The organism is Deinococcus aerius, from assembly GCF_002897375.1.
Classification (GTDB): domain Bacteria; phylum Deinococcota; class Deinococci; order Deinococcales; family Deinococcaceae; genus Deinococcus; species Deinococcus aerius.
This window is the reverse complement of the sequence record NZ_BFAG01000021.1, coordinates 1-15,853: the sequence shown is the minus strand read 5'-3', so window position 1 is coordinate 15,853 and position 15,853 is coordinate 1. Positions and strand designations below refer to the sequence as shown.

The window sequence follows — 15,853 nt, the reverse complement described above, 5'->3', positions numbered from 1 at the left end:
TCAGCTCCTTTCAAGGGGGGAGAGCAGGTGGGCGAGGAGGTCCGCAGCCGGATGGGAGCCGCGCGGCTTCACCCAGTCGGTGAGGGCCTGCCCGCCGAATTCCCCCGACACTCCGGCCCGCAGCGGAATTCCGGCCAGGGCGCACAGGTAGCCCAGCCCGTGCGGCGAGTCGCCGGGGGCGGTCAGGATGACGGCGGCGTCAAATCCACTGAGCCGCGCGATCAGGTCCGGCGTCCAGGGGGTTTCGGGGGCCAGGAGGTCCGCTGCCCAGGTGGGCACGTTCTCCCGCTCGCCAGCCGGAACGAGCAGGGTCAGGCCCGCGTCCGGCCAGGCGGCCCGGCAGTCCTCCAGTGCCGGGCGCAGGGTGGCGAGGCTCCCCGTGCAGGCGAGCAGCACCCGCTGGCCCGCCCCGAAGCGCCCCTCAACGGACAAGGTGCGGCTCCCGTTCCAGTTGGGCGTCCATCTCGGCCAGCACGGCGCCCAGGTCGTCGCCCACCACGATCCGGTGGCGGTCCCGGTCCAGCGGTGCCCAGCGGGCCGGGTCGGCGCCGAGGAACACGACCACGCTGGGGGTGCGGGTGGCCGCCGCGAGGTGGGACACACCCGTGTCATTGCACACGAGCAGCCGTGCCCCTGCGAGCAGGGCGGCCAGCGTGCCCAGATTCGTCTGCCCCGTCAGGTCGAGAACTTCTGGCACACCCAGTCCCCGGAGCAACTCGCCCACGGCCCCCGTTACCTCCGCCTCCTGCGCCGTGCCGGTGAGGACCACCCGCAGGTGCCGCTCCGCCAGCCGCTCGCCCACCGCGGCGAAGCGCTGCGGCATCCAGCGGTGCTCGGCGCGGCTGGCCCCGGGGTGAAGGACGGCGTAACTCCCGGGGGTCAGGACCTCGGCACCGGGCAGGGCACGCAGCGCGGCCCGGTCCTCCTCGTGGATGGGAAACTCCAGCGCCTCCCCCTGCGAGGGGTAGCCCAGGAACTCCATCAGCCGCAGCCACACCAGGGGTTCCGGCGCGTTGTCCTCGGAGGGCAGGAAGTACCCGGGGTCCGGGCACCACTGCCCGGGCAGGAACCGCCCCGCCATCTGCCGGGCGCCCAGCAGGGCCACGGCCATGTTGCTGATCGGGCCGTTGCCGTGCAGTTGCAGCGCGAGGTCGTACTGCCCCTGCACCCCGGCCAGGAAGGCGAGCAGTTCCGGGTTCCGCACGGGTTGCTCCGGCAAGCCCGGAAAGCCGGGAAACGGCAGCAGCCGGTCGATCAGGTGCGGGAAGCGGGCCACGAAGGCGGCGGCCTGCGGCAGGCCCAGCAGCGTGATCTCCGCGTCCGGCTCACCCGCCCGTAAGGCCCGTAACGCTGGGACAACGCACAGCAGGTCGCCCAGCCCCGGCAGGGCGCGGAAGACGACCACTCGTTTTCGGGATTGTTCGGCCACGGGCAAAAGGTCTCCAGTGGACAGCCCGCGGGGAAGCTGCCCTGAAAGGGAAAAGGGGAAGGACACCGCCCGGGGGCGGATCAAGCGGATGTGCGAAAGGTTGAACGAAATTCGGTGGGGGAGAGAGGAGGCTTTCATCGCCCTTTTCCAAGTGGCCTTGGTCGCCAACAGGGTCGGGTGAGCCCTACTGCTCTCTGAACCGCATCGTAAGGACGAGCCCTAGGCAATGCATGGTGCAGATGCACAACGAGGAGCATGAGAGTTCCACGGATTTGTGCATCTGCCCTAGAGGTCAAACGGGTTACGCCAGAAAGTGCGTTCTCTACAGCCAGAAGGAAAATGTGAGTCGTTAAATCAACTTTTAAGGCTTTCTTTAATAGCGCGGCTTTGATGCGTTAGGGACTGGACTCCTTTGTAGGAGGACAAACAAATTCCCTGGGCTCCCTGTCAACTGTGGAGCCGCCGAATCAGCAGGGCGAGCCGGACTTGCACCGCTTGGTCGAAGGTGCGGGGGTTCAGCCCGGTCAACGACGTGATTTTGTCCAGGCGGTAGTTCAGCGTGTTGCGGTGCAGGCCCAGGCGGCGGGCGGCGGCCAGGGGATGGCAGTCCTCGGTGAAAAAGGCCTCGAGGGTGTCGAGCAACTCCGGCTCGCGGTCGAGGGGGCTGAGGAGGTGCAGGGCCAATCCCAGCTTGGTGGGCTCGTCCGCCAGGCCCACGAAGGCCGCCACACCCAGCACGTCGAGGGTGTGCGCCCGGCGTTCCCCGCTCAGGCGGCTGCCCAGCGAGAGGGCCGCGCGGGCGTCCTGGTAGGAGCGCGAGAGCCCGTCCGGGCCGCGGTGATACCGCCCGATGCCCATCTCCAGCGCCGTGCCCAGGTCGGTCTGGAGGTGAGCGAGCAGCGCGTTCCCCGCCCGCTTGAGCGCCGCGAGGTTCGCCCAGGAGGAACTGGCGGGCGCCTCCCCGCCCCCGTCCTCGGCCCACAGGCTGAGGTTCTTGGTGTCGCTGGCCTTCAGGACCGCCACCTCGCCCTCGCCGATATAGGCGCAGATCGTGTCGTTGGGCAGCCGGAAGAAGTTGACCACGCTGCCCACCACGAGTTGCGCCCGCTGCTGGATACGGTCGGGGTCCTGCCCCGGCCCCAGCAGGTACGCCGAGGCATCAATCAGGATGACGGCGCGCGGCGGCCCCAGGTCCATCCCCAGGATGCGGGCCTGGCGCAGCAGCGTCTCCTCGTCGAGCACGAGGCCGCGCAGCAGGTCGTGGATGAAGGTGTTTTTCAGCTCCTGCTGCCCCGGCAGCCGGTCCACCACGAGCGCCTGCCCCAGCACGAGGTCGACCACCCCGCGCGCCAGCCGCGGCGAGAGCGGTTCCCCCCCGTCGGGCAGGATCAGCACCCGGCTCTCCTGCCCCCCGAAGCGGAAGGGGATGGGCAGCGCCCCGTCCAGCGGCTCCAGCGCCGAGAGGGGAAGGCCCTGCCACTCGGCCCGGCTGGAGGCCACCACCCGGCCCTCGGGGTTCACCACCAGGGTCGGGGCCGCGAGCAGTTCGGCGGTGCGGGCACTCACCAGTTGCGTGACGCGCTCGTAGCGCAGGTCGGTGGCGGGCAAGGGTTCACCTCCAGACAGAGCTTAGGACAGGGCGGGGAGGGGCTCCAGCAAGTCTTTGAACTCGTCCACGGTGGCCCCCCGCAAATCAGGCCGCACCCGGTGCGCCGCCCCCACCCTCGCGGGGCCGCCCAGGCCCACGACCCGGAAGCCCCCCGCCCGCGCCGCGCGCACACCCGCCTCCGCGTCCTCAAAGACGATGCAGCGGGCGGGGTGGAGGCCCAGGCGCCCGGCCACCCACAGGAACACGTCCGGCGCGGGTTTGGGATTCACCACGCTGGTCCCGTCCGCGAAGGCGCCAAAGAGGGCCGTCACGCCGAGCCCATCGCACACCCGCCGCGCATTGCGGCTGGACGAGGCGAGGCCCAGGCGGACGCCGCGTACCCGCGCCTCGTGCAGCAGCTCGCCCACACCGGGCAGCAGATCGTCCGGCCCCAGCCCGGCGAGCGCCTCCAGGAAATAGGCGTTCTTGCGCCGCAACAGGTCCGCGCGCCGTTCTGAGGGGCAGGGGCGACCCGCCAGCCACAGGTCAAGGGCCTCCTCGCGGGTGCGGCCCAGCAGCGCCTCGTTCGCCTCCCGCGAGAAGGGGTGGCCTTCCTCCCGCGCCAGCCGCTCCCACGAGCGGTAGTGCGGTTCCACGGTGTCGGCGATCACGCCGTCCATGTCGAAGATGAAGCCGAAGTCCACCTTAGACGCGCTCCACCGTCGCCAGCAGGCCCGCGTGGTCGGAGGCGCGCAGCGGTCCGTCGTTCCCCGCCAGCACGACGCTGATCTCCCGTGCCCGCACGCCGCGTGTCCAGATGTAGTCGATGCGGATGCTGGGCTCGCTGGCCTCCACGAAGGTGAAGCCCTCCTCGCCGGGGTGCAGCAGGGTCCAGGCGTCCACCCATTCCGCCTCGCGCAGCCGCCCCAGGTACGGGTTGCCCGGCTGCATGTTGAAGTCGCCCACCAGGACGGCGGCGTTGCCCGCGTTCCCCTCCAGCACCGACAGCGCCTCCTGCACGTTGTCCTCCTGCTGCTCGGCTACCCAGGAGAAGTGGGCGTTAAAGACATCCAGCGGTCCCTGGGGCGTCTCGAAACGGCCATGCAGGAGGATTCGGCGGCCCGTGTCCTGTAAACCGGGGCGCAGGCTGAGGGGAAAGGGCTGGACGTCGGGCAGGCGGCCCCTCGACAGGAACGCGAGCCCGTCCTGCCGCCCGTCTGGGTACGTGGTGGCGGGCACGAAGACGGCCTGGTAACCCTCCAGGTTGGCGGCGAGTTGCGTGGCCTGGTCGCTGGGGTGCCGCCCCGGGTCCAGCGATACGGCTTGCAGGGCCACGATATCGGGTTGGGCATCGTTGATCGCGCGTTCAATCAGTTTTTGCCGCTCGGACCACGCCCCGTGCTTCTCGGCATAGCTCATTACGTTCATGGTGAGGATCGTCGTCATGGAAACTCCTTGAAGAGGGGAGGGGAGAGGTCAGCCGGGCAGGTGCAGCGTCGCCTCCGCCCGGGTCGGCCGTTGCCCGATCACCTCGCGGAAGAAGGCGATCAGGCGGCCTACGTGGTGGTCGAAGGTGAACTCGTCCCGGATCGCCCAGACGTGCTCACCCAGGCGGTGGAGCCTTTCGCGGTCCTGGAGCTGGGCGCCCAGGTCCCCCATGTCCCGGAAGAAGTAGCCCAGGTCCAGCTCCCGCGCGAGGGTCTGCGTGGCAACGGCGTGCCCGGTGTTGTCTCCCTGGAGCATGGGCAGGCCCGCCGCCGCGAGGGTCGCCATCCGGGCCGGGATGTTCAGGTCGTCCCAGTTCGAGCGCCGCAGTTCACCGCCGTTCCCGCTGCGGAAGAAGTGCAGCCAGCCCGCGTCGTACCGCGAGAACTCACGCACCCAGTCCTCCTGGCTGACGTTGGGGTGCAGGTGCAGGAAACGACCCGCGAGCGACCGCGTCCGCTCGATCCACTCCCGCCACTGCCCGTGCGTGTACTCGCCGTAGAAGTGCAGGTGAATGCCCTGCGCGGCGAGGTCCGCCACCGTCTCCGAGTGCAGCCCGATGGGGCGGCCCGGCACGACCGTGTGAAGCTCACCGTCCCGGTCCGAGAGCTTCGGGGAGCGCTCGCCCCGCACGCTCTCGCGCTTGGGGAGGTCCCCGTCGAGGACCAGGGTGGGACGGCCCGTGGCGAGTTCCGGGGCCAGCGTGCCGAACCAGTCGCGCATCTCCGGGCTGCAATAGATGCGCCCGTCGGCCCGCGCGTACAGCTCGACGAGTTCCCGCCAGGTGCCCCTCTCCAGGCAGATGAAGGGACCCTCCTTGAAGTGCCACACGAAGGGCACGCCCGGATTCTCAGTCAGGACATGGTGCGCGAAGGGCACCGCCTGCCAGTTCAGCAGGCCGTAGATTACGTCCGGCTTGATCTCCCGCACCGCCGCCCGCCAATTCTCGCGGGGGATGTCCTGCACGTGCCCGAAGGGGAGGGGACCCACCCAGTTGTACCAGTGGGGCCGGTCCATCCACAGGCCGTACAGCCGGTGCCCGCGCTCGGTCAACGCCAGCACCCGCTCCGGGTTGTAGGCGAGTTCGCCCACGAGGAGGATTTTCAGGCCGTCCGGGGCGGGCGGCGTGGGCGGGCGCTCGCGGTACGGGCGAAAGCGCAGGGGCTCGTCGGTGAGGTGCCCCACGGTGGATTGAAAGCGCAACGGCTCTCGCGCCCCGTAGTACGCCCGGTAGGTGTTGATCCCGCCCTCCGGTTCCCGCATGATCTTGTGCCGCTGATGGGGGTGGTTTACCCACTCGCAGGTCACCCGCCCGGTGCTCACCGCCGTTCCGTGCGCCGCGAGCCGTCCCCAGTACATCCGGTCCAGGTCGTCGGTGGTCAGCTCATCCCGCTCCAGCCAGCGCTCCCCCGTGCGGCGGTGCATGACCTGCACGAGTTGCAGGGGCTCGCCGTCCACCCGCCCCGCCGCCGTCCGGTTGTAGTGGTGCCGCACACCCGAGTACGCCAGTGTTGCCCCGGGATGCGCCCCCAGAGCCGCCGCCAAGTCCTCCAGATGGTCGCGGTAGTACACGTCGTCCGAGGGCAGATAGGCCACCAGTGGCGCCCGGGCGTGGGAGAGGGCGTGGTTGAGGGCCGCGCCCAGCCCAACGTTGCGCTCCAGGCGGTGGAGGGTGATGCGGGGGTCGGCGAGGTACGGCTCCACGGCCTTGGCCGTCTCGTCGGGCGAGCCGTCGTCCACCACGATCAGCTCCCATTCCGTCAGGGACTGGGCGAGCAGGCTCTGGGCGGCGCGGGGCAGGAACGGGGCCTGCCGGAACGTGGGCATCAGCACCGAGACGCGCGGGCTGATAGGCGTCCTCACGTCGGCCACTCTGGCAACCTGCGGGTGGGGGTGGATGGTCCTGAACTTCCCCTTCTTGGCATCGTTCCTCCTGGCGTGCGGCGGGAGCCTCGGATGGCGGACGGGCTCGTCGTCCAGCCCCAGGCTGCTGTCCGCACAGTGATACTGCTCACACGTCCCCAAGCTCAATCCAGTGGAAAACTTTGGTCTCCCCACATCCCCGCGCCCGGTCTGGATGCTGTGCCCGGGTCCTCACAGTCTTTCCCGGGACAGGGCCACTCCTTCACAGGAAGAAGGCGAACAGGGGCGACCTCGTTCGCCCTTCCCTGCCCCTGGTACGGTTGCCGTCCCATCCGTTCTCGAATTGGGACGGTGCCGCTTCGATCACTCCTGTCCCGGCCACCCTCAACGTTCCTGCTCGTTCCGCTCGGGTTGGACCGGTTTTGAAACTGTTCAACCGGAACTCGTATGAGCTGTTCGATCTGGATTAGGGCCAGTACCGCGCGCTTTGCGTGGCGACCACCACGATTTTGCCGTCGGATTGCCGGAGGAGGGCGCCCAGCGGCGTCTCCTCGCCCCCGCTCGGCAGGAGGGCCACGCCCAGACCGGTGAGGACTTTGCCGCCGGTCCCGAAGCTCGTGTCCAGGCTCAGGCTGGAATTCAGCCGCGCGAACGCGTACTCGTTCAGCCCCGTCCCGCCATTGGCCGGGGGGGTGTACGCGGCGCCGCCGACCAGAATCTTGCCGTCCGGCTGGACCAGCACGTCACTCAGCACATTCTGGTTGCCGAACAGGTCGGCGGTGAACTGAAGCTGCGTCTCGTCCTGGAGCGCGCCGCCAGGGCCATAACGCTGCACCACGCCGTTCCCGAAGTAGCGCCCCTCGTACCCCACAACGACGATGTCGCCGTCCGGTTCCAGCGCCACGTCGTTGAAGATGGAGTAGATGTCGCCCCGGATAAGTCCGCTCCCGGCGAAGGTGGTGTCCGGGGCCCCGTTCGCGTTCAGGCGCATGAGGAGTCGGCTTCGCCCCCCGCCCGAGGCGTCCGCCTTGCCCGCGATCACAATCCTGCCGTCCGGCTGCACGGCCACCGCGCGCGCCTCGTCCACGCTGTAGTCGGAGGGCGGATCGAAGCGCTGGACCACCACGCCGCCCGTGCCGAAGGTCGAGTCGAGCGTGCCGTTCGCGTTGTACCGCACCACGGCCAGGTCGTTGGAGGAAGGCGTGCCCTCCGGCACGGGCTGAACCGTCGTTCCCGCCGCCACGATCCTCCCGTCCCCCTGGACCGCCACCGCGTAGGCGGCCTCCAGTCCCAGGCTGCCCAGGTCGGTGATGACCTTGCCGCCCGTTCCGAAGCCCGTGTCCAGCGTCAGGTCGGGGTTGTAGCGGGCGGCGGCGAAGTTGTTGCCGCTCTGCCCGACCACCACGACCTTGCCGTCGGGTTGCCGCGCGATGGCGTACGCCGCGTCCGGCCCGCCGAAGTCGGTGGTCACCTGCCGCACCGTGCCGTCCGCCGCCAGGCGCTTCAGGACGAAGTCGCCCCCCGCCGTGTCCGAGATCAGCACGGCGCCGCCCGGCTCCAGCACCGCGTCGCTGCCGCCCACGTCGGCGCGCCCGCTGCTGCCGAAGGTGGTGTCGAGCCTCCCGGAGGCGGGACGCTCGCAGAAGACTTTCGGAACGGCCCAGTCGGCGTGGTCACTGCTCTTGCCATTGCCCGCGTCCGTCACCACCAGGCGCAACTCCTGCCGGTTGCGAATGTCCAGGTTCACCTGCCTCGTCGCACTTGCCCCCGTTATCGTCCCCGAGTCGTAGGCCTTGACGCCGTCCAGATACACCTGAAACACCACACTGCCCCGGTTGCCCACCTCGTCGTCCACCCCGATGTCGGCGGTGAAGCGGGTGCAGACCGCTCCTGTCCCCCTGAGGCTGTAGCGCAACTCGCTGCCCGCGTGGGTGCCGAAGCCCCGGGCGTAAGTCTTGCCGTTCAGGGTGAGGGGGCGGCCATCCCCGGGGGCCTGCTCACCGTTGGAGCGGTCGATCTCGATGGGACCCCAACCGTTCCGGGCGGCGAGGATGGGCTCGAAGTAGAGGTTGTTCTCGCCGGGGGTGAGGCTGAGCGCGGAGAGCCGACCAGCCGGGGCCGTGTACGCCCAGGAGTAGCTGGCGCCATTCGCATAGGGGTCAGACGCCGCGGGCGGGCTGGACTGGCTGCAGGCGGTCAACAGAAGGAAAACGCTGCTGGAGAGCAAGAAGTCGCCTGCCGAATGGTTCTTCATCGGTCCTCCCGGACCCACGGCGAGGAACTGTCCTGAAAGGGCGGAGCAGGGAGAGTGGGTCCAGCTCATCTTGACTCTATGTGAGATTTTTTACATTTAGTTAAATCTCATGAAGGTCCGGCCGTTGTGCCGGGGCCGCCTGCGCTGTGGCCCGCCGCTAACCCCCGTTCTGCCAGGAGGCCCCCTGAGGACCCGACTCCCGCCGCGGACGGGTTTTCTGTGTGGCAGAGTGACAAATTTGCAAGTCGCACCCCCCACCCCCACCGTGCGGCAAACCACACAGCCCAATTCAGGCACCTTCCCTAGATTAAAGGAAGGATGAGGCGGGCTTAAAGCCGCCATCACACGGCTCACACGTCTTCTTAAGATCTGTCAATAACTCGCTGCCCAGGAGGCAGGCGGGGTGGGAGGAGCATATGGTTCAGGTTCTTACAAAACGCCGTCGCGCCGGGATGGTGGGCGCTCTGCTGGCCCTGACGCTGGGGCTGGCCGCCTGCGGAAGTCAGAGCCCCGCGCCCGAGGTGGCCGCCGAGCAGCCCGTAACGAGCGCGGACGCGGCAGCCCCCGACGACGCCGAGCTGGAGGCCCTGCAACTCGGCGCGGGCAGCGACCTGAGCCTGGAGCCCTTTGTCAGCGTGACCAACGGCTGGGGGCCGGTGGAGCGCAACCTCAGCAACGGCGAGAAGGCCGCCGGGGACGGCCGCGCCCTCACCATCGGTGGCCGGACGTACGCCCGGGGCCTCGGGGTCCACGCCTCGTCCAGCCTGACCTTCGATCTGGGTGGGCGCTGCTCCACCTTCACCTCGGCGGTGGGGGTGGACGACGAGGTGAGTTCCAGGGGCAGCGTGGTGTTCCAGGTCTACGCCGACGGCGTGAAGCTGTACGACTCCGGCGTGCTGCGCGGCAGCGACGGCGCGCGGGCGCTGAGCGTGAACGTGAGCGGCAGGAGGGAACTGCGGCTCGTCGTGACGGACGCAGGTGACGGGGTCAGTTCGGACCACGCCGACTGGGCGAGTCCCAGCCTGCTGGGCTGCGCGGCGGCCCCGAGCGCGGCGCCCGTCAGCGCCCCGGCGGGCGGCGAGCCCGTCTTCTCCGGCCCCCTGGTGATCACGAAGGGCGGCACCTACTCCGGCAATTGGGAGAGCCTGGACACGACTCCGGTGATCACGATCCAGACCTCCGAGCCCGTGATCATCGAGAACAGCCGCCTGCGGGGCGGGGGCCGGCTCATCACCGGCTGGGACTACGACCTCACCGTGCGGAACGTGCGGGGCGAGGCCCGGACACCTGGCCAAGCCGGGAGAAGCGCGACGCGGGTGGTGGCGGGCGAGAACATTCGCAACCTGCGGGTGGAGAACTCCACCTTCTCGGGCGGCGGCATCTATGTCCGCAGCTTTAAGGGGACCGGGGATCAGGGCATCCGCATCCTGCGCAACACCTTCAGGAATATCGACGGGCGCCAGAGCGATGGCCGGGGCGGGTACAACGGCCAGACGAACATCATGCAGGCGATCCAGTTCAACGCCGTGCAGGGGATTGCGAATGCGGAAATCGCCTGGAACCAGGTCATCAACGAGCCCGGGCAGTCGGCCGTAGAGGACAACATCAACCTGTACGCCTCCTCCGGCACGCCGGACAAGCCCATCCTGATCCACGACAACTACATCCAGGGGGCCTACCCCGCCGACCCCACGAGCAAGGTGTACTCGGGCGGCGGCATCATGTTGGGGGACGCCAAGGTCACCGATCCCCGGGGGAACGGGTACGTGCGGGCCTACGACAACCAGATTGTGGGCACGACGAACTACGGCCTGGCGATTGCCGGGGGCGTGGGGATTGAGGCGTACCGTAACCGGGTGGTGGGGAGCGGGCGGCTTCCCGATGGCAGCCGGCTTCCCGCGCAGAACGTGGGCATCTACGTGTGGGACATATATGGGGCGGGCAACCTGGCCCCGGCGACCTTTGCGGGCAACTCGCTGCGCGACAACGTGAGCGGCTGGACGAAAGTGGGCGCGGACGGCAAGACCAGCACCAACCCGATGTGGCTGCCCCACTGCGGCTACCGGGGCACGACCTGCGCGAACAACGTGTCGCTGGGCAAGGTCACGCCCGCGAGCGAGGCCGCCGAACTCGTCCGCTGGCAGCAGAAGCTGGGCGACGCCGGGGTCCGGGTCGGGGCCCAGTAAGGCCGCGCTCTTCCATCCGGCATGAGCTGGGGGCGAAATCGCGTCGCCCCCAGCCTTCTCCCCCCTTTCGGCTCAGCCCACCCCCAGCCGTTCCCTGACCCAGGCGCGGACGGCGGGCGTCTCCAGGAAGCCGTGGTGGGTGAACTGCGGAAGCTGGGGGGTGGGCACCCAGGTGACCGTCCTGAACCGGCGGTGGAAGGGGTCGCCCGGCAGGAAGCGCTGCATGCCCAGGATGGGCGTACCCCGCTCGTCCTCCAGGGCGTTGCTGACCAGGTACAGGACGGTGCGGGGGTACAGGCCGCTGAGCAGCGGGTCAATCTGCCCCACCTCGTTGCGTTCCTCGGCGTCGGTCAGGCCCATCAGCGCGTACTCGGCGCGGGGGAGCCGGGGGGTCTGGCGGGCGAAGTCCAGCGTGTTCGCCGGGGCCAGGTAGACGGCGCGGGCCACCCGCTCCCGCAATGGCGAGAGGGCCACCGCCCGCCGCGCCAGGTGGTCGAGCAGGATGCCGCCCAGGCTGTGGCCCAGCAGCGAGACGTGCGGGGAGCGCCCGTTCAGGAACTCCAGGAGCCCAGTGCCCACCGCCCCGGGACCCATCAGCGCCGCCATCCGGTCCTTCATCCCCTCCCACAGCGTGCGCGGCGGGGGGAACACCGTGCGGATGAGTTCCTCGACCACGTAGGCCTGCCAGGCGTTCGGGTCAGCCGCCGCTGCCGCCGCGTTCGCCAGGGCCGCCTGCAACTCCGGGGGAGTCAGCGAGACCCGCGGGCCGGGCGGGCGGGGAAGCAGGCGCTCGACCTGGGGCCGCACCGATTGCCAGGTTCGCGCCCCCAGACGGGCACCCGCCTGCCGCGCGGCACTCCGCACCGCCGCACTCAGTTCCACCGGATTCGCCTGCCAGCCCCTCACCAGGGCCTGCACCTCGGCGCTCTCCCCGGCGAATTCCGGCCGGGCGAGTGTCCCGAGGTGGGCGAGGATGCGCCCCTCCTGGGTCCGGGTGCGGCGGTTGAGGGTGGGGGACCGGGCCGGGGTGACAGCCTCCCGGGCTGCCCATTCCCCCGGAAAAAAGGCGCCGGGGTCCGCGCGGCGGTACAGCGCTGCCAGCCGGCTCACCGCCGCGACCAGCCCGCTGAACAGGTGCGTGTTCGTCATCCGGTCCAGGGCCTCCTCCAGCCCGGTGCGGGTGATGAAGGTGACGGTCCAGTGCTCCGCGTACAGTTCCCGAACGTGCCCGGCAAATATCTCGCCCGCCGCCCGCGAGATCAGGCCCCCGTGCGCGGCGATCAGGACGCGCGGCGCGGGCTCTTCCGGGGCACTCCCCAGGGCGGCCCGCCAGGCCCGGTATTCCCGCTCGGAGGCCGCCTCCAGCCGCAGGTCGTCGTCGAGGACCAGGCGCAGGTGTCGTGCTGGAAGGTCTTGGGTCATCGCGCTCCCGGGGACAGGCGGGTGGGGACGGGCCCAGCCTACCCCCGGGGCGGGACGGTTTCCGTGGCCGTTCCCCCCGGCCCGGCCCTACCGTGCGTGACCGCCCTCCAGGCTCAGGGCGAGCACGTCCCGGCCCAGGTCATCCTGGCCCGGACCCAGGGTGAGGGTGGAGGTGCCGTCATCGGGAATGGTCACGGCCGTGTCGAGCACGTCCGCCTGCCCAGGGGCCAGGGAGAAGGGGGTCACGACGACCTGGTGCGGGCCGGCGGCGATGTCGCGCGGGAACATCATGGCCGAGTCGGCGAACACGTCGTTGAAGACCAGCTCGCCGTCCACGTACACGTCCACCACGCCGCTCGCGCCGGAACCGTTCTCGAAGTAGACCGGGGCGGCGGAGGCGGCGGGGAGGGTGACGGCGGCGGTCAGCAGGGCGGGGAGCAGCAGGGCCTTCAGGGTCTTGGGGGTGGGCATGGTGTCTTTTCCTTTCCGGCGGGGCGAAAGGTGTCCTTCCGCTGGCCTGGGGTCAGGATGGGTAGCCGGTGTTCAGGAACGGAGCATGATCTGTGCAGAAGTGGTGCAGAACCCCACCATGGGATTCCGTTGGCGAAAACGCTACGCCTCGCGGGAGACGGTTTCCCACTCCTTCCAGGTCTGTACACGGCGCTGGGTGAGGCCCTGCGCGATGTCGAAGGCCTGCGACCCAAAGAGGATGCGCAGTGGGGGGTTCTCGCTGTCCACCACCTTCAGCAGCGCCTGGGCCGCCGCCTGGGGATCGCCAGCGGTGGACTGCCCAGCCCGCTGCGCCATCGCCTGCCGGAACCCGTCGTACACCGGGTTCGGCTGGGAGCGCTGGGCTGAGCTGCCCGCCCAGTCCGTGCCGTAACTCCCCGGTTCCACCAGCGTGACCTTGATCCCCTGCCCGGCCACTTCCTGCGCCAGCGCCTCACTCATCCCTTCCAGCGCCCACTTCGAGGCGTGGTAGATGCCCAGGCTGGGGAACGCTGCCACACCACCGATGCTCGAAATCTGAATGATGTGCCCGTGGCCCTGTTCGCGCAGGATCGGCAGCGCCGCCTGCGTGACCCACATCGCGCCGAAGACGTTCGTTTCCAACTGGGCGCGTGCCTCCTCCTCGGTAATCTCCTCGAAGAACCCGAAGTGCCCGTACCCGGCGTTGTTCACCACCACGTCCAGTTGCCCGAAGTGCTCCCTGGCCTGCCGCACAGCGGCAAAGTCCGCCGCGCGGTCGGTCACGTCGAGTTGCAGGGGCAGGAACGCCTCACCAAAAGCGCGCAGCCCGTCCAGGGTCTCCAGGCGGCGGGCGGTCCCGGCCACGCGGTCGCCGCGCTCCAGGGCGGCGCGGGCAAAGGCTTCTCCGAAGCCGCGAGAAGCTCCTGTGATGAACCAAACTTTCGACATGATGGACCTTCCTTCTCCCCGGTAGGGGACGTGAGGGGCGGGAGCCGGTGTTCGGGGAACACGGCCTGTTGGGGCAGTCGTGGAATGGGCTGATTTAGGGGGGCGTGAGCAGGCCTCGTCCGACACGCCCAAATGCCTGGCGGATCAGGTGCTGGAAGACCCCGAAGTCCTGCTTGGGGTCCCAGCGGGCGAAGGCGGTGGACATGGCCGTGAAGGCAATGCTCAGGAGAAAGTCGCTCTCGTCGGGGTCCTGCCCCTGCGCCAGGAGGCGGGGGCGCAACCAGGTGGACAGGAAAGCGTGCACGCGCACGCTCCCGTCCTGCTTGGCCTGGCTCAGCACGGTGCCGCCCTGTTGCAGCTCCTTCTGGAGGCGGAGTTTGGTCTCGTACCCGGCAGTGTAGTCGAGGAAGAACGCCTCCAGGGACGCCCAGGGCACCTCGTCGGTGGGGCGCTGGGCCAGAAAGGTTTCCCAGTGGGTCTGTTCTTCCGGATCGGGGTCGAAGAGCATAGCTTCTTTGGACCGGAAGTAGTTAAAGAGCGTGGCGCGGGAAACGTCGGCGGCGGCAGCGATGTCCTCCAGGCTGACGTTGTGGTAGCCGCGTTCGGAAATGAGGCGCAGCGCGGTCTGGCGGATGGTGCGCCAGGTGTCGAGCTTCTTGCGCTCACGTCGCCCGCTGGTGGGTTTCCCTTCCACGGAGCGACTCTACCTCAGAACTTAGATGAGTACAAGTATGTACTCGTCTAAGTTCTGGGGATGGGTGGGGCTGGAGTGGATGGTTCGGAACGCTGGAGGTGACCAGGCGACGTGGCATGTATGGCCGTGGCTTGGACGGCACGCTCCATGAAGCACGTTGAAACAGGGTAGACACCACTTGCCCGCCCACAGCGAACGGGAAGGCTCATCGTTGGGCAAGCCTGACCCAATGGACGGCATGGCGCAACCTCCAGGGCTGACTCCCAACAGATGCTGCGTCTCGTGGGGGACTGACCGCCCATCATCCAACCCATCCCCAGGCGCAGTGCGCTAAACCATGCTGCGCCCCATGCCCATCCCGGTTATTCCTGATGCCACCGCCCGCGTCGCGCGGGCGGCCTTTCCCAAGGGCACCCTTTGCATGCGCCTTCGGGATACGTTTGACGCGCTGTACCGTGACGAGGACTTCGCGGGCCTGTACCCGAACACGGGGCACCCCGGGGTGCCCCCGTGGCGCCTGGCGCTTGTCACCGTCTTTCAATTTCTGGAACACCTCAGCGACCGCCAGGCGGCCGAGCAGGTCCGGGGACGGATCGACTGGAAGTACGCGCTGAGCCTGGAGCTGGACGATCCCGGCTTCAATTTCAGCGTGCTGTGTGAGTTTCGTGCCCGCCTCATCGCCGGAGGCCAGGAACAACTGTTGCTCGACCGCTTGTTGACCTGCTTCCGCGAGCAGGGGCTGCTCAAGTTGCGAGGTCGTCAGCGCACGGACAGTACGCACGTGCTGTCCTGTGCGCGCAAACTCAGCCGTCTGGAGTCCGTCGGGGAAACGTTGCGGGCCGCCCTGAACGCCATCGCCACCGTGGCACCTGAGTGGTTGTCGTGGTGTCCAGAAGGGTGGTTTTCCCGGTACGGACCGCGCGTGGAAATGGCACGGATGCCCAAGGGGCAGGAGGAGGGACGTGCCTATGCGAGCGAGGTGGGACAGGACGGCTTTCTGCTGCTGGAGCGCCTGGACACCGCCGGACCCGAGGAGGTCCGGAGCTTGCCTGCCGTGGAGGTGTTGCGGCGCATGTGGACGTTGCAGTTCGTGCGGGACGAGTCCGGGGTGCGCTTGCAGGCCGGACGGACGGAGAACGTGCGGGACCGCTTCAACTCCCCCTACGACCCGGAGGCGCTATATGCGGCGAAAGGCGGGATGGGCTGGTACGGCTACCGGGTGCATCTGACCGAGGTGTGCGATGTGGATGCACCCCATATCATCACGAACGTCACGACGACCGAGGCAGCTTTAACCGACTACGAGGCCATTGATGATATCCACCATGCCCTGGCAGCGCGGGAAGTGCTGCCGGGCGAGCATCTGATGGACGGCGGATACGTGAGCGGGGACCTGATGATCCGGGCCAAAGCTCGGCATGGGGTGGAAGTCATTGGGCCGACGCGGCGCAACCCAAGTTGGCAGGCGCGGACGGGCGGGTATGACGTGTCCGCCTTCGAGATCGACTGGGAG

The 15,853-nt window shown here is 68.9% G+C and carries 13 protein-coding genes; 2 read left to right on the top strand and 11 right to left on the bottom strand.

Features of this window, described 5'->3' with window-relative positions; translation table 11 throughout:
* The 7 genes from DAERI_RS20475 to DAERI_RS20440 form a co-directional block, all read right to left on the bottom strand.
* Entirely contained in the window at window positions 1-432 is a 432-nt protein-coding gene (locus DAERI_RS20475; protein ID WP_103131298.1) for a glycosyltransferase family 9 protein, read from the bottom strand.
* Entirely contained in the window at window positions 422-1,429 is a 1,008-nt protein-coding gene (locus DAERI_RS20470; RefSeq protein WP_201262800.1) for a glycosyltransferase family 9 protein, read from the bottom strand. The genes DAERI_RS20475 and DAERI_RS20470 overlap by 11 nt, the downstream gene beginning before the upstream one ends.
* A 447-nt stretch (window positions 1,430-1,876) precedes the next feature.
* Window positions 1,877-3,037: a PucR family transcriptional regulator gene (locus DAERI_RS22500; protein ID WP_201262799.1), complete on the bottom strand. Its 1,161-nt coding sequence runs from the start codon at window positions 3,035-3,037 to the stop codon at window positions 1,877-1,879.
* 21 nt (window positions 3,038-3,058) lie between these two features.
* Window positions 3,059-3,721 carry a beta-phosphoglucomutase family hydrolase gene (locus tag DAERI_RS20460; RefSeq protein ID WP_235610490.1) on the bottom strand — a complete coding sequence of 221 codons (663 nt, stop codon included), beginning with the start codon at window positions 3,719-3,721 and terminating at the stop codon, window positions 3,059-3,061.
* A gap of 1 nt (window position 3,722) precedes the next feature.
* Window positions 3,723-4,463 carry an endonuclease/exonuclease/phosphatase family protein gene (locus tag DAERI_RS20455; RefSeq protein ID WP_103131296.1) on the bottom strand — a complete coding sequence of 247 codons (741 nt, stop codon included), beginning with the start codon at window positions 4,461-4,463 and terminating at the stop codon, window positions 3,723-3,725.
* 30 nt (window positions 4,464-4,493) lie between these two features.
* The gene (locus tag DAERI_RS20450) at window positions 4,494-6,365 is read right to left on the bottom strand and encodes a glycosyltransferase (protein WP_201262798.1); all 1,872 of its coding nucleotides are present in this window, start codon (window positions 6,363-6,365) and stop codon (window positions 4,494-4,496) included.
* Window positions 6,366-6,831: 466 nt separating this feature from the next.
* Entirely contained in the window at window positions 6,832-8,565 is a 1,734-nt protein-coding gene (locus DAERI_RS20440) for an NPCBM/NEW2 domain-containing protein (RefSeq protein ID WP_235610489.1), read from the bottom strand.
* Between the two features lie 470 nt (window positions 8,566-9,035).
* Here DAERI_RS20440 and DAERI_RS20435 point away from each other — a divergent pair, with 470 nt between their 5' ends.
* Window positions 9,036-10,805 (top strand): NPCBM/NEW2 domain-containing protein, encoded by a 1,770-nt coding sequence (locus DAERI_RS20435; RefSeq protein ID WP_103131292.1) that lies wholly within the window; start codon window positions 9,036-9,038, stop codon window positions 10,803-10,805.
* A gap of 72 nt (window positions 10,806-10,877) precedes the next feature.
* On the opposite strand, the gene DAERI_RS20430 is transcribed toward DAERI_RS20435, so the two are convergent.
* From DAERI_RS20430 to DAERI_RS20415, 4 genes are all read right to left on the bottom strand, one after another.
* Window positions 10,878-12,227: a lipase family protein gene (locus DAERI_RS20430; RefSeq protein ID WP_103131291.1), complete on the bottom strand. Its 1,350-nt coding sequence runs from the start codon at window positions 12,225-12,227 to the stop codon at window positions 10,878-10,880.
* Between the two features lie 87 nt (window positions 12,228-12,314).
* Window positions 12,315-12,698, bottom strand: a complete 384-nt coding sequence (locus tag DAERI_RS20425; protein WP_103131290.1) for a hypothetical protein — start codon at window positions 12,696-12,698, stop codon at window positions 12,315-12,317.
* A 141-nt stretch (window positions 12,699-12,839) separates the two neighbouring features.
* Window positions 12,840-13,646 carry an SDR family oxidoreductase gene (locus tag DAERI_RS20420; RefSeq protein WP_201262797.1) on the bottom strand — a complete coding sequence of 269 codons (807 nt, stop codon included), beginning with the start codon at window positions 13,644-13,646 and terminating at the stop codon, window positions 12,840-12,842.
* 94 nt (window positions 13,647-13,740) lie between these two features.
* Window positions 13,741-14,340, bottom strand: a complete 600-nt coding sequence (locus DAERI_RS20415; protein ID WP_103131289.1) for a TetR/AcrR family transcriptional regulator — start codon at window positions 14,338-14,340, stop codon at window positions 13,741-13,743.
* Window positions 14,341-14,689: 349 nt separating this feature from the next.
* On the opposite strand from DAERI_RS20415, the gene DAERI_RS20410 reads away from it, so the two are divergent.
* Window positions 14,690-15,853 (top strand): transposase (locus DAERI_RS20410; protein WP_165794310.1); only part of this gene is annotated, 1,164 nt, incomplete at its 3' end.